The following is a 13,509-nucleotide window of genomic DNA, read 5'->3' as shown; positions in this document are numbered from 1 at the left end:
ATGTCAGAGTATAAGCCCGATGCGTCTCTTAATTTTACTGTCAAAACTGATGACAGCGCGACATTAAATATCGGCAAACACACGCCATCATCTACACTTAATTTTACACAGGACTTTGCAGGGCAAGATGCAACGCTTGATTTTGGTGTTGACGTAAGCGATACGCCTATTAATCCCGATGTTAATGGCGTGGTATCAGCAACTATTATTGTTGGTGCTGTGGCTTTAGCTGAATATAAGCTACCTGTTGCCACTGGTACAATTAACGCTTTTTATGATGTTGGCCTATCTGTATCGGCAAACAGCTACTATGACGCAAACGTCTTTAGGGGGTTAATTACTGATATTTCAAGCGACATGCAAGATGCTAGTTTGCAAGGCATTGACAAGCAAGGTCAGTTTGAGAACAACGAAAGTTTAAAGCATGATGTTAATACAGATTGGCAGCAAGCAAAAAGTGTCAGCACTAGCAATCAGGCACAGTTTGAGGCTAATATCAAGCTAACAAGTAGCGAGCAGGTATTAACCGAGGCAGCAAAACTCGTTGGCACTAGCAGCAAACAATTAGCTGAGTATCAAACATTTATTACCAATAAATTACAGTTACAGAATGAAGATGCAAAACTAGCCACTCACAGCCGATGGTTTGGCTTTGAAGCAATGCTCAAACGTCAAACAGAGCGTCAATTAAAAGGTGAGTATAGCGAGCTTATAAGTAAGTCAAAATCAACGTCTAGCGACTACGCAAGATTATCAAGTCGCAGTTTTGAGCAGCTTATTGAGTTCGCCAAGCTGCCGCCTTGGTATTATCGAGCGCCTATTGTGCCCGATGTGCCAATTTATGCGCCGTCAGCGTTACTTGATTTTACCTGCAAATGGTTTGAACCTGATGCAACGCTTAACTTTGGCATTTTGTGTCAGCAAGAGCAGCAACCTGAGCCACAACCATCAATAGGAGTTATATTTGTGACAAACAGTGTGTCATTAACGCGCTCAGATGATGGGCGTGAGATTAAACTGCTAGGCTTTAGCGTGGGCATTGATAGCAATAGCTATACATGGTCATTTAGTGCGACTGTGCCGCTATCAGAGCTATCAAAAGTCGATACGGCACGAGAGCAGCGCATAGGCGTAGACTTTGAGTGCAACGGCAATCTATGGCGCTTTATCTTAGATAGTTGTGAGGACTCTATCCAGTTCGGTGAAAGCTCATTAACGATTAAAGGCAAATCACGCGCCATGCTCTTAGCTCATCCATACGCGACACAGCGCGGCTTTAAGTTTGATACTGCTATGAGCGCAAGACAGATAGCTGATGCTGAATTAAACCGCAATGGCGTAGCATCAGGCTTTACATTGGATTGGCAGCTCGCAGGTGTCAACGGTTGGAATGTACCAGCCAACACTTACAGCTATACAGGCAAAACGCCTATCAATAGCTTACAGTGGATCGCCGAGGCAGCGGGCGGCTTTATCAATGCCGATATGAGTGAGGATATTTTGCACGTATTAGCGCAATATCCAGTGCCAAGTTGGGAGTGGGCAGCACAGACACCGAGCATCGAGTTACCGATGTCGCTAATCACCAGCCGCAGCCGTGGTCGTGTCAATAAACCTGCCTACAATGGCGTGACGATATACGGTGAGAATGATAACGGTATCGGCGCTCTAATTAAGCGTACAGGCACTAGCGGTGGTTATCAGCCGCCTATGGTCACAAGCGACTTAATGACCGATACAGCAGCAGCTATCAGCCGTGGTGAGGCGATATTAAGCGATACTGGCGATATCGGTAACATCGGTATCTCAATGCCGCTAGTCGCTGATATAGGCGTGTTAAAACCATCAACATTGATTGGTGTCAATGACGGTGAGCAATGGGTGGGCATGGTCAGAGGTACGACTATCACAGGTCGTCTATCGAGCAATAGAGCGTTAGAGATTGACCAGTCCATTGATGTTGAAAGGCACTTTGATAAGGAGGCTATCAGTGGCTAGCGGTAATCTATGGCAGTTATTTAAAAACGTCACTGAACAGGGCGCTAAGCAATTGGCCACTGTTATTGATAGGCAGGGCTCAAACTATACCGTCACCATGCAGGGCGGAGGTAACACCATTGTACAATCAAGCGCAGCTTACGAGCTGCAATCTAAAGTATTCATTCGTGACGGGCAGATAGTCAGCGATGCGCCTAATCTACCATTTACTGAGATCGAGGTTTAGCATGACAGACAATATAGATAAAGTGATCCGCGTTGCTGATACCGATATTACGATCAAGCGCGTAAAGGTCAAAAACTTAAACGAAGTAACACGAGCATTTACACCTTTTGTCGCTGAGTTTGAGCGCATTGTAAAAGCAAACAAGGGTATGCCTGAGAGTGAGCTACTAGCACTCATTGGCAGCTATACAGATGAAACAGTCATACTGGCATCGGTACTGACAGACCAGCCGCCTACCTTTTACCGAGAGCTTGAGCCGTTAGAGATGCTTACAGTGATGCAGGAGGTTGTCGCCCATAGTGGCGATTTTTTTATGCGTCAGATTTTCATGCCCCTAAAACAACTGGGAGCGCAACTAGCATTACTTGGTTCGACAGCTTACTACCATTCTACAAAATCAGACTCAGAGAGCACGACGTCTTAGATATGGCGTTTGGCGAGTGGTGGGGGTTGTCCAAAGCGCTGGCTAAAGACAAGCATCAAAGCATCAAAGATATGGCTATTGCAATGCGAGTATCACAAGCCGATGCAAAAGGCTGGAAAGAGTTTATGAAAGACTAGCGTAACAAAGCACAATCAACTAAGATTGAGTAAATGTTATTTTGGTGATTGATTGTGAAAAAGTTATTAGTGATAGGTTTGGCATTGATGCTGAGTGGTTGTGGTGGAGGTTATGACAGCTTGCCGCCGCAAGTAAGTGATGGCAATGGCGGAACTATTGGCGCTGGTGGCACTATAGGATCAGGCGGTTCTAAAGACGATGGCAACTGGAAGTATGGCAGCGTAAGTAATGCTGAGGGCGTTTTTTCATTAACCGCTAGAATAGATGCTACCAACACGTACACCGTGCCTCAGTTTCCAAATCTCAACCAACGGTCATGGATTGAGTTAGAAAAACGAAAAATGGCAGTAGGCACGATATCAAAAAGATTCACTATCTTTGCGCCTGAGGATGTTGAATGTACTCCGGGCTGCCAGATAAGAATCAAATTTAATGGCGGCATATCATCTTATAATTTCCTACAGCGAGTTGATGGTGTGTTGTCACCCGCTAATGATCAGATATCAACTGAATTGTTTGATAAAGCGACGCGATCTAATAGCGCTACTGTTTATCTACCCATTGTGGGATTATCAGATGAAGTAGAGTCTGAGTTTAACCTTAAAGGTTATGATAAAGATAAAATGACATTTACTGATGAATAAGTCGATAGGATAAATTATGGAAGCTGCAACAGAAACGAAATCGCCTGATATAAATTATATGACATTAGAACAGTGGCCAACAGCCCACGAAGTATGGGGTGATGATGGTTTTGATCGCATCAATCAATTATTAGACAAGGCCGTGCATTTGGTTGGTAGAAAAGCGCCCAACGAAGTGCCTCACTATGCTGGACTGTCAGAAAATAAAAGCAAGGCGGGTAAAAAACCAGTCGTATTTATCGACTGCGACAATTTAAATCGCTACCATATTAGTGAACGACATATTAAGAATGGAGAGCTGCCAAAACCTGATAGAGCAAGCGCCTTTAAATAACTAAACGAACAAATCAACAAGCTCACCTAATTGGTGGGCTTTTTTTATGCCCATAATTTGAGGTACGCCACATGGCAGGAGATTTGGATTTTAACGTGCAGTTGCGTGTGCTCAATGAGCAGTTTAATAACGGCATCAATCAAGCACGTGACAGATTTACGCAATACGCTCAGTCGGTGCAGCGCAACGTGGCGCAAATGAATACTGATACTGAGCGAGCGACTACGCTGCTAGCTGGGCTTGGTAATGCCGCTCCGGATAGATTGACTGCTGAGATTAAAGCTGCCGCTGACCAACTTAGGCAGATGGGCGCGGGTGCCAATCTGTCAGGCGAGCAGGTCGAGGCGGCTATGCAATCGTCAGCGCTACAAGTTACGCGCTTAGGCCGTCAATTAGAAGTTGCGAGACAAGAAGCCACTCGATTAGGTCAAACCAACGCAAGCCCCGCTGATATTCAGGCGGCAGCGGCCAATGTCGATAGATTAGAGCAAGAGTTAAATCAGGCGCGTAGTGCCAGTGTCAGTCTTGCAAATGAGCTGTCAGGTGCAATGAATCGAGCAAGTACGACCGCTGACAACGCACGTAATGCTATTTACCGCATGGCAAACATCCGAGTGCCTGAGACGATACGTGGCGAGATTGATAGCATCAGTCGAGCATTGGTAGATTTTCAGAACAATAGCGGTCGCCCTGCTGCTGAAATCGAGCGAGCAACGCGCGCAGCAGAGGAGCAAATCAGACGGCTTGAGAATGAGCTTAACGGCCTCGATGACACCCAAGATAGAGTTAATCAAGGCGCTGGCGGTCTGGGCGGAAACATTAATAGATTGCAAGGTGCTTTTGGGAGTCTTCAAGGGCTTTTAGCAGCAGCGGGACTTGGTATTGGTATTGCTGAAATCATCGAAGTGTCGGACGCATTTAAAACGCTAGAAGCTCGCGTTAAATTAGCGACTGGTGAGGGTGCTGCTTTTGTCACAGGCTTTGAAGGCGTTAAACAGATTGCTAATGAGACATTTAGTAACATTGAAAGCACGGGTGAATTATTTGCCCGAATATCACAGGCAGGTGAAGAGTTAGGATTAGCGCAATCGCAAGTATTGGAAATCACTCGCACCATTAACGAGGCAATTCAGTTATCTGGTGGTAGTGCTGCCAGTGCTGATGCTGCAATCACCCAGTTGATCCAAGGGCTACAGTCAGGTGTGGTCCGTGGTGAGGAGTTTAACTCCATCATGGAGCAGGCCCCACGCTTAGCTCAGGCTATGGCTGACGGTTTAGGCGTGACTCGTGGTGAATTACGAGCATTGGCACAAGATGGCAAGTTAACATCAGAGGTCGTCATTAATGCAGTGCAGTCGCAAGGGGAGGCGATTGCGAGCGAGTTTGGTTCACTGCCTAATACGGTTGGCAATGCTTTGCAGGTAGCTAAAAACCAACTTTTTGAGTTTGTCGGTGAGATGGATAAGTCGGTAAATCAATCCTCGCTACTAGCTAATGCCATCAACTCAGTCAGTGATAGTCTAAGCAATATGGACCCATCAACAGTTGCGGCTGTTAACCAAATATTCAATCAGCTGATAACCACGGTTGGCACATTATGGAAAACGATTGTCGATACATACAATCAGATTAATGATTGGATTGGTGCAATTACTAACAGCTCAGAAACAGCAGAAGAAAAAGTAGGTCTTATCACAAGAGCTATGCAGGGTGTAAACATTGTACTTGGCGCTATCAATGATGGATTTGAGACTATTGGTATTGCCCTAAATGTTGTTTCTGGTGTAGCTGCAAATTTTGTGGCTGTACTAGCTCGCGGGTTATCAATGCTTACATTTGGCGAAGCAGCTCAATCTTTAAAGGATTTTGCTGATCGTTTGGATGAGGCAGCAACAAGCTCCTATGCTAAAGCAGACCAAGCAATATTAGACTTCACGTCATCCGCTAAAGCAGCGCTTGATGATGCAGCCATGACAGCTCAAGACAGAATGGGTGCTGCAGCTAAGGCAGCAACAGACGCTTATGACACAATGACAGCAAGTGGCACGGCGTCAGCCGACGCTGTAGAAGGTGCTTTTACCAAAATGGCTAATGCTCAGATAGCGGCTTACGGTGAGTCAGCATTGGGAGCGCTACAAGCAGAGGCAGCAGAACGTAATCTAACGGTCGCTATCAGTGAAACAGGTAAAGCTATTGTTGAAAAAATGACTGATGAGCAAGCAGCGTCAGCATCAGCGCAAGGTGCGGCAAAGGCTTTAGATAAGACCTATCGTGAGCTTGCTGACTCGCTAAGTGTTGGCATCACGCAAGGTTATGCGGATGCAAAAGCATCAGTGCTAGAGCTATCACAAAGCTTTGATGTTCTGACCGACGCAGGCTATCAAACGGGTGAGGTGCTGTTTGCTGCCTTGAATGACATGACCAATAAGGCTAAAAACACTGACGAGCTGCAAGATATTATCTTAATGTGGGAAGATTTAGGCAAGCAAGGGCAGCTTACAGGTGAAGACTTGGCAGCGGGTCTTGATTTGGCTAATGAGCGACTTGATGCATTGACAGATGGTGTCAACTCAGTTAATGAGGCTTACAAGGTTTTAGGTCTTACGACGCGCGCGGAGGCAGCGAAACAGGCAGAGGCATATACGCAGGCTTACGGTATCATCGTCAAAGACGGTGAAGCCACCGCAGGTCAGCTTGCAGACGGATTTAAGAAGTACGCCAAGGCAGCGGTAGCAGCTAATGGCGATGTGGTGACGGCGCAGTTAAAGGCTGAAGCAGCTCAACGCGGACTGACAGTGGCAGTTGATGAAACAGGTCGTGTGACATTTAAAAGCATGGCTGACACTGAAACGGCTAATACTCGTGTCACTCGCTCAGTCAACAACATCCGTACAGCTTATGACGGTATATCTAGTAGCGCAGGCGGTGCAGGAAATAGCATGGTACGTGCTGCAAATGAAGCGTCAACAGCTTACGATAAGTTGCAGCAGAAAATTAAGTCAGTCAAAGAAGCTCAGGAGCTTAAAAACGCTGACGAGACACTTAGGAACTTGCGGCAATACGGCACTGAGGAAGCGCCAGTATTGGGCAATCAGTTTGGTACTAGACTTGGTGTTGAGAACTTCCTGAAGTCGCAAGGACTATCTGAAGAATCTGCTATCGAGGAAGCGCGTAAGCTGTATGCCAAGCAGGGCGCATCAAGTGGTGCTTTAAACTTTGGTGAGCTGCAAGGTTTTAGTGACGGCCAGATGCTAACAACTGCTGATATTAATCGCTATAAGTCTGCTTCAGTGTACTTGGCTGAAATTGCAGAGAAAGCGCGACAAGTAGATCGTCAGCGTGACAACTACGAAGTAGCAAGGACAGCAACGGCTAGAATCACTACGCAGGAATACGGACGCTTTGACAGTCAGCCGACTGCCGCTAAGACGATTGACGTTAATTTCAAACTCGGCGGTGCTTCGGTGCCGATGATTATGCTAGAAAATCAAGAGGGCACTTTAAAAGCGCTGCTACAACAGCTACAAGACAGTAAAGCAATAGCAGGTTACTAGCCACTCATTCGAGTGGTTTTTTATTATCTAAATTTTGAGGGGGCGATATGCCACAGAACACACCGTTTTTAGAACTAATCATACTAAAGCTGATGGTATTTCTACCTAAAGTTTTTGCGGCAGTGATTGGTGCAATATTTGGCCTGATGTTATCAGGTGACATCGGGAAAGACGGTAAGATCCAAGTCAATATGTCAGTGATAGTCAAGTTTACTATCGCTGTCACAATCTCGCTGTTTGGTGGGGCCGCGCATATTGAATTTATGGGTTATCAAGATTATAGCGTCATGACCCAGGGCGCAATCATGCTCGTTTGGGCTGTTTTTGGCATGTTGGCTATAGGTATTGTTTATCAAGCCGTAGCCTTATGGCAGGGCAAGACGATTGCCGAGGTAATCAAAGAGATCAAAGATGCAGCGTTTGCGATTTTTGGCAAGTAACAATCAGCATTAAGTACGGCCCCAAATTTGGGGCTTTTTTAATGTCTAAAATAAGGTGAGATATATGCAAGAATCTACAATCAAAAACCTACAAGCGACAATGAAACTGCACGGTTTCTATGATGGTGACGTTGATGGCACATGGGGCAATCAGTCACACGCGGGTTTTTATGCGATGGCTGAGGCAGCGGTACACTGTCAGGCGCATAGTGATAAAGACGCGGTGAACGATGAAAGCAAGCCGGAAGAGAGTGTTAGTGACTATAAGCTATCAGAAAAGTCACTAGATCGATTAAAAGGGTTGCATCCAGATCTGGTCAAAGTAGTTAAACGAGCTATTGAAATTACAGATATTGATTTTAGTGTAGGCGAAGGCTTGCGCTCAATTACACGGCAAAAAGAGTTATATCAGCAAGGGGCGACCACGACAATGAATAGCCGTCACTTAACTGGCCACGCTGTCGATCTGTTCGCGCTTGGTGAAAACGGCAAGGTTACATGGGATTGGAAATACTACCATCCGCTTGCAGCGGCAGTTAAACAAGCAGCTAAAGATGTAGGTGTTACGATCGAATGGGGCGGCGACTGGAAGACTTTTAAAGATGGTCCACACTATCAATTGCCATGGTCAAAATACTCAAAGTAGTTTAAATACATTCACCCTGTCATTAATTTGGCAGGGCGTTTTTTTTGTGTCTGCGATTTGGTCTGATCTACTATAAATATCTCAACAACGATTACTATTTGATTACTTTTTTCTTGCTGATAGAAAACAGAGCAAAAACAGCAGACAATAAAAAAACCTTACAAGTCAATGCCTGTAAGGGTTTGAATTTGGTGGGCCCAGTAGGACTTGAACCTACGACCAAAGGATTATGAGTCCTCTGCTCTAACCAACTGAGCTATGGGCCCTAACGTTAGACGCACAATGATACCTGATTTTTTTAATTTTTCAAGTAAAAGATAGGCAGTAATCAAGATATTTTTTATTGAACCATACTTTTGTATTACAGGTGACCACCAGCTATGGTTAGACTACGACCTCCATCCACGGTGATGATCTCTCCTGTGACATAATTTGCCTGCACAAGATACAGTACGCTATGAGCAATCTCATCAGGTTGGCCTATTCGCCGCATAGGGATAGCATCGATGATACTTTGTTGCTGCTCATTATCAATAGCTTGGTCGCTAGTAGGGTCGGGCAAAATGTTGACTCCAGGAGCAACCCCGTTGACCCTTACTTCAGGTGCCATCTCTAGCGCTAGCGACTGTACCATCATTCGATGCGCAGCCTTTGCCATGTTATAGACAGTATAGTTGTTAAACGGTCTATCATGCGCGTGTATGTCCAATAAACTGACAATACAGCCTTGTTGTTGCTTGAGATAAGGTAGTAGGGCTTGGCTCAGTAATAAAGGGGCTTTCGCGTTGGTCAAAAGCAACTCATCCCATTGTGCATGATTGATACTACCGAGTGGGCTAGGATAAAACCGTGAGGCATTATGCACCAGTACATCAAGCTGTCCAAATGCCTCTACGATATTTTTAACAAAGCGGTGTAAAGCCATCCCATCATTGACTATCGTTAAATCAGCAACGATAACTTTTGCACTATTAGCACGGATGTCGTTCAGATGGTCAGCCAAGTCATTAGCGTCTTGTTCACTACGGTGACAATGAATAATGACGCGGTAACCTTGCCTATGAGCTGTTTTAACAATAGCCGCCCCAATACGCCTAGCACTACCTGTGACAAGCATCACTGGCGCTTGGTTATTCATATTTTCTGCTTGGTAGGCATTAAGTTCTTGGTCCATAGCAATACTACTTTTTTCTCTAGTGCGCTTGTCTATATCATTGTTGCGCTTGCAAGTGTTCAATCCTGCTTTGGCGTAAGGCTGCACCAATAGCGGGGCCTTTAAGGTCTGGCGCAATGTCAGTCATGCCGACAGCGTGAAAGCTGTTTAGTGCTAACATCATTTGGCGATGCTGTGTTGCTAGCTGTAACACATGACTGCACACGAGCAGTTGAGAGAGCTTATCGGGTTCCTTATGCGCACCGCAGGCTTGGATTAGGTCGATTTTTTCAGCCGCATTTAGACTGTTTATTGTGCTTAGTTTTTCAGCTTGCTGAGCGAATAAAGTCGCGAACTGAGTATGTATTTTTGGGACTTTGGCTTTATTACCGATAGCGTTAATATTTTTTATAGGGGTTGATACGTTAGACGTAGACTCAGAGTTTTCGCTATTAAATAGTGATGAAGACAGGCTAGTCATTAGTAGCGCCCAGCGCTGCGATAAATTCAAATGCATCTGTCCCGCAAAGTATAATGCAGTCTGCACTGTTTCTCTTATTTGGACATTGTCCCAAGCATGATGCAAAGGCGTGAAATACTCTGTGAGTGCACCAATTTCAAATAGTTTTTGCCAATAGACTTGCGGTGATAGCTGCATAGTCGCACGGCTTGACTCTTGCCAGATACGCTCGGCGCTCAAGTGAGCCAGCTCTCCTGTATCAACCAATTGACGCATCAGCGTTAAAGTGTCATCCGCGATGGTAAAGCCAAAATCGTAGTAACGGCTATAGAAGCGTACTGTTCGAAGTACACGTAATGGGTCTTCATTAAAAGCACTGGACACATGACGCAATGTCTTACTTTTTAAGTCTTGTAGTCCGCCATAGTAGTCGATGACCTGTCCGTCAATAGGGGTGTCATCAGTCAAGCTAGTAACTTCGATTGCCATCGCGTTGATGGTTAAATCACGACGGCGCAAATCATCCTCTAGACTAACATCAGGGCTGGTATGTACGCTAAAGCCTTTGTAGCCTGAGCCTTGCTTGCGCTCTGTACGTGCCAACGCATACTCTTCATGACTGGTCGGATGCAAAAACACCGGAAAATCAGCACCGACTTGTTGAAACCCTGCATCAATCATCTCTGCCACAGTAGCGCCAACGACGACGAAGTCCTTGTCCTTGATAGGACGCTTGAGCAGTCGATCGCGTACAGCACCGCCTACGAGGTAAATTTGCATAGAAGCCTCTTCTTATTATTGAGCTTTATATCACTATCTCAATTTTTATGAATCAAAAAAACAGCCAATGCTCTATAAGTTGCATTGACTGGTTTTAGTATAGCAGAAGGGCTCTGTCAATGGATGACAGAGCCCTTCTTAATATAGTCAATCCTCTATAAATTGGGTCCGGTGTTAGCCACGTTCAGTCTACTACTCGTAGTACTTTCACTCGGCTTCCTGGTATCCAAATTATATTGAACCGATATAGTGCATTCATACTGGGTATGATGTATGACTATTTTTCATTTTCTAGGTCTTGTGCTTCAGTGACGGTCAATGCAGTCATGTTGACAATACCACGTGCTGTCGCTGATGGCGTCAAAATGTGTACCGGCTTATTAGTACCTAATAGGATAGGGCCAATAGAAGCACTGCCAGTCGCTGTTTTAAGCAGGTTGAAAGCGATATTTGAGGCATCAAGGGTTGGCAAGATAAGCAGGTTCGCTGCACCTTTCAATGGGCTTGATGGCATATCGTTTAGACGAATATTTTCGTTAAGCGCGGCATCACCTTGCATTTCGCCTTCAAATTCAAAGTCGACATTCATATTTGTTAATAGTTCATGAACCTTGCGCATTTTGACAGCGCTGGCACGATCTGAAGCACCAAAGTTAGAATGAGACACTAGCGCGACGCGTGGCGTAATACCAAAGCGACGTAGCTGATCCGTTGCCAAGACAGTCATTTCAGCCAATTGCTCAGCTGTTGGGTCTTCATGGACATAAGTATCAGCGATAAAGATATTACGATCTTGCATGAGTACCGCATTCATCGCATAGAAGTCGTTCATACCTTGTTTTTTGCCAATGACGCTTTCGACATATTTCAGATGCAATTGGTAATGACCAAATGTACCACATACCATCCCATCCGCCGCACCATTTTCAACCAGCAAAGAACCAATCAAAGTCGTCTTACGGCGAACATCACGACGAGCAAGCTCAATGCTTACACCGCGGCGTTTGTTCTTCTCATAGTAGCCCTGCCAGTAGTCTTTGTAGCGAGGATCGTCATCAACGTTGACGATGGTTATATTTTCGCCAGCTTTTAGGCGTAGGCCTAGCTTTTTGATGTTGGCTTCGATAACTGAAGGACGACCAACCAAGATAGGTTGTGCTAACTTCTCATCAACGACAACTTGCACAGCGAGCAAGATGTTGTTGTCTTCACCTTCACAGTACACGATACGTTTTGGATCGGCTTTAGCACGAGCAAAGATTGGCTTCATGACAAACGCGGAGTTATAAACAAACTCAGACAGACGCTGACGATAGGCTTGCATGTCATCGATCGGTAGCGTGGCAACGCCTGAATCCATCGCTGCTTTAGCTACAGCTGACGCGATTTCAATGATTAGATTTGGCTCTAGAGGGCCTGGGATTAAGTAGTCACGACCAAAACTCTGCATCTTTTCGATATTTCTAGCGCTGGTAGTTGGAGTGGCTTCGACGTGTGCCATCGCAGCGATTGCTTTTACGCAAGCGACTTTCATCTCTTCGTTAACAGTGGTTGCACCAACATCCAATGCGCCGCGGAAGATATACGGGAAGCATAGCGCGTTGTTTACTTGGTTTGGATAGTCTGAACGACCAGTTGCCATGATGACGTCTGGACGTACCGCATGTGCCAATTCTGGCATGATTTCAGGTGTTGGGTTGGCAAGTGCAAAGACGATAGGGTCTTTTGCCATACGGCGAACCATATCTTCTGATAGTGTACCTGGCATTGATAAGCCTAGGAACATATCGACATCGTCCATGACTTCTTCGATAGAAGTAGCTGTAATATCACGAGCATAACGCTGTTTGGTTTCATCAAGGTTTTCACGGCTAGTACTGATGATACCGCGTGAGTCTGAAACAATAATATTGTTCTTATTAACACCAAGTGCGCAAATGATATCTAGGCAAGAAATGGCTGCTGCGCCTGCGCCTGAACAAACAATTTTAATCTCTTCGATTTTTTTGCCAGTAATCAACAAAGCATTTAGCATGGCTGCAGCAACGATGATTGACGTACCATGTTGGTCATCATGGAACACAGGAATGTTCATGCGCTCACGTAGTACGCGCTCGATTTTGAAACATTCTGGTGCTTTGATGTCTTCTAGGTTGATACCACCAAAGGTAGGCTCAAGCGAGGCAACCGCTTCGATGAACTTATCTGGATCATTTTGAGCAATTTCAATATCAAAAACGTCGATACCTGCGAACTTCTTAAATAGAACGCCTTTACCTTCCATGACTGGCTTCGATGCCAATGGACCGATATTACCCAGACCCAATACAGCAGTACCGTTAGTGATAACACCAACTAGGTTGTTACGTGCCGTGTATTTAGACGCAAGTTTTGGATCTCTTTGGATCTCAAGACAAGGTACAGCAACGCCTGGAGAGTAGGCGAGTGCTAAATCACGTTGGTTGGCTAGCTGCTTAGTAGGGGTTACCGAAATTTTACCTGGGCGTGGAAACTCATGGTAATGTAAGGCAGCTTGTTCAAACTGCTCTTTTTCTGTACTGAGGTTATCCGTATTCGAAGTGGTATCGTCATTCATAATAATTGCCATGGTTGGAATAAATTGGAATAAATTAAATGGTGATAAAAAACAACGTCTAACCCTCCAAAGATCATTGAATGATAATAATTGAAAGGGATAAAGACGTTAAACGA

12 protein-coding genes and 1 tRNA gene are annotated in these 13,509 nt (G+C 45.2%); 9 read left to right on the top strand and 4 right to left on the bottom strand.

The features are described 5' to 3' along the window. From ACS8FA_RS22730 to ACS8FA_RS22690, 9 genes are all read left to right on the top strand, one after another. Positions 1–1,998 (top strand): hypothetical protein, encoded by a 1,998-nt coding sequence (locus tag ACS8FA_RS22730; RefSeq protein WP_439265894.1) that lies wholly within the window; start codon positions 1–3, stop codon positions 1,996–1,998. Further along, positions 1,991–2,224 (top strand): hypothetical protein, encoded by a 234-nt coding sequence (locus ACS8FA_RS22725; RefSeq protein ID WP_439265892.1) that lies wholly within the window; start codon positions 1,991–1,993, stop codon positions 2,222–2,224. Before ACS8FA_RS22730 ends, ACS8FA_RS22725 begins: the two co-directional genes overlap by 8 nt. Position 2,225: 1 nt before the next feature. Further along, positions 2,226–2,648 carry a DUF6631 family protein gene (locus tag ACS8FA_RS22720; protein WP_439265890.1) on the top strand — a complete coding sequence of 141 codons (423 nt, stop codon included), beginning with the start codon at positions 2,226–2,228 and terminating at the stop codon, positions 2,646–2,648. 2 nt (positions 2,649–2,650) lie between these two features. Then, the gene (locus tag ACS8FA_RS22715) at positions 2,651–2,785 is read left to right on the top strand and encodes a hypothetical protein (protein WP_439265888.1); all 135 of its coding nucleotides are present in this window, start codon (positions 2,651–2,653) and stop codon (positions 2,783–2,785) included. Between the two features lie 54 nt (positions 2,786–2,839). After that, the gene (locus ACS8FA_RS22710) at positions 2,840–3,430 is read left to right on the top strand and encodes a hypothetical protein (protein WP_439265886.1); all 591 of its coding nucleotides are present in this window, start codon (positions 2,840–2,842) and stop codon (positions 3,428–3,430) included. A gap of 16 nt (positions 3,431–3,446) precedes the next feature. After that, positions 3,447–3,764, top strand: coding sequence for a hypothetical protein (locus ACS8FA_RS22705; RefSeq protein ID WP_439265884.1), 318 nt, complete (start codon positions 3,447–3,449; stop codon positions 3,762–3,764). 71 nt (positions 3,765–3,835) lie between these two features. Further along, positions 3,836–7,318, top strand: a complete 3,483-nt coding sequence (locus tag ACS8FA_RS22700; protein WP_439265882.1) for a tape measure protein — start codon at positions 3,836–3,838, stop codon at positions 7,316–7,318. Positions 7,319–7,365: 47 nt separating this feature from the next. Then, positions 7,366–7,758 (top strand): hypothetical protein, encoded by a 393-nt coding sequence (locus ACS8FA_RS22695; RefSeq protein WP_095568777.1) that lies wholly within the window; start codon positions 7,366–7,368, stop codon positions 7,756–7,758. A 64-nt stretch (positions 7,759–7,822) separates the two neighbouring features. Continuing rightward, a complete protein-coding gene (locus tag ACS8FA_RS22690; RefSeq protein WP_439265880.1) occupies positions 7,823–8,404 on the top strand; it encodes a M15 family metallopeptidase in 582 nt (193 codons plus the stop codon). A gap of 189 nt (positions 8,405–8,593) precedes the next feature. Here ACS8FA_RS22690 and ACS8FA_RS22685 read toward each other — a convergent pair. The 4 genes from ACS8FA_RS22685 to ACS8FA_RS22670 all read right to left on the bottom strand — a co-directional run bounded on the left by ACS8FA_RS22685 (position 8,594) and on the right by ACS8FA_RS22670 (position 13,393). After that, a tRNA-Ile gene (locus tag ACS8FA_RS22685) sits at positions 8,594–8,670 on the bottom strand. Positions 8,671–8,765: 95 nt separating this feature from the next. Then, positions 8,766–9,578, bottom strand: a complete 813-nt coding sequence (locus ACS8FA_RS22680; protein ID WP_439265878.1) for a pteridine reductase — start codon at positions 9,576–9,578, stop codon at positions 8,766–8,768. A 37-nt stretch (positions 9,579–9,615) separates the two neighbouring features. Beyond that, positions 9,616–10,797 (bottom strand): tRNA nucleotidyltransferase/poly(A) polymerase-related protein, encoded by a 1,182-nt coding sequence (locus tag ACS8FA_RS22675; protein WP_439265876.1) that lies wholly within the window; start codon positions 10,795–10,797, stop codon positions 9,616–9,618. Between the two features lie 277 nt (positions 10,798–11,074). After that, positions 11,075–13,393 (bottom strand): NADP-dependent malic enzyme, encoded by a 2,319-nt coding sequence (locus tag ACS8FA_RS22670; RefSeq protein ID WP_160021186.1) that lies wholly within the window; start codon positions 13,391–13,393, stop codon positions 11,075–11,077. Positions 13,394–13,509: the final 116 nt, after the last annotated feature.

This window comes from Psychrobacter sp. 1Y1, from assembly GCF_051847395.2.
Classification (GTDB): domain Bacteria; phylum Pseudomonadota; class Gammaproteobacteria; order Pseudomonadales; family Moraxellaceae; genus Psychrobacter.
The sequence above is the reverse complement of the archived record's forward strand: the minus strand, read 5'-3'. Positions and strand labels throughout refer to the sequence as shown.

Coding starts and splice junctions, on each gene's coding strand:
- ACS8FA_RS22700 (WP_439265882.1), top strand. CDS start 3,836: ATGGCAGGAGATTTGGATTTTAACGTGCAGTTGCGTGTGCTCAATGAG.
- ACS8FA_RS22705 (WP_439265884.1), top strand. CDS start 3,447: ATGGAAGCTGCAACAGAAACGAAATCGCCTGATATAAATTATATGACA.
- ACS8FA_RS22675 (WP_439265876.1), bottom strand. CDS start 10,797: ATGCAAATTTACCTCGTAGGCGGTGCTGTACGCGATCGACTGCTCAAG.
- ACS8FA_RS22690 (WP_439265880.1), top strand. CDS start 7,823: ATGCAAGAATCTACAATCAAAAACCTACAAGCGACAATGAAACTGCAC.
- ACS8FA_RS22730 (WP_439265894.1), top strand. CDS start 1: ATGTCAGAGTATAAGCCCGATGCGTCTCTTAATTTTACTGTCAAAACT.
- ACS8FA_RS22720 (WP_439265890.1), top strand. CDS start 2,226: ATGACAGACAATATAGATAAAGTGATCCGCGTTGCTGATACCGATATT.
- ACS8FA_RS22715 (WP_439265888.1), top strand. CDS start 2,651: ATGGCGTTTGGCGAGTGGTGGGGGTTGTCCAAAGCGCTGGCTAAAGAC.
- ACS8FA_RS22695 (WP_095568777.1), top strand. CDS start 7,366: ATGCCACAGAACACACCGTTTTTAGAACTAATCATACTAAAGCTGATG.
- ACS8FA_RS22670 (WP_160021186.1), bottom strand. CDS start 13,393: ATGAATGACGATACCACTTCGAATACGGATAACCTCAGTACAGAAAAA.
- ACS8FA_RS22680 (WP_439265878.1), bottom strand. CDS start 9,578: ATGGACCAAGAACTTAATGCCTACCAAGCAGAAAATATGAATAACCAA.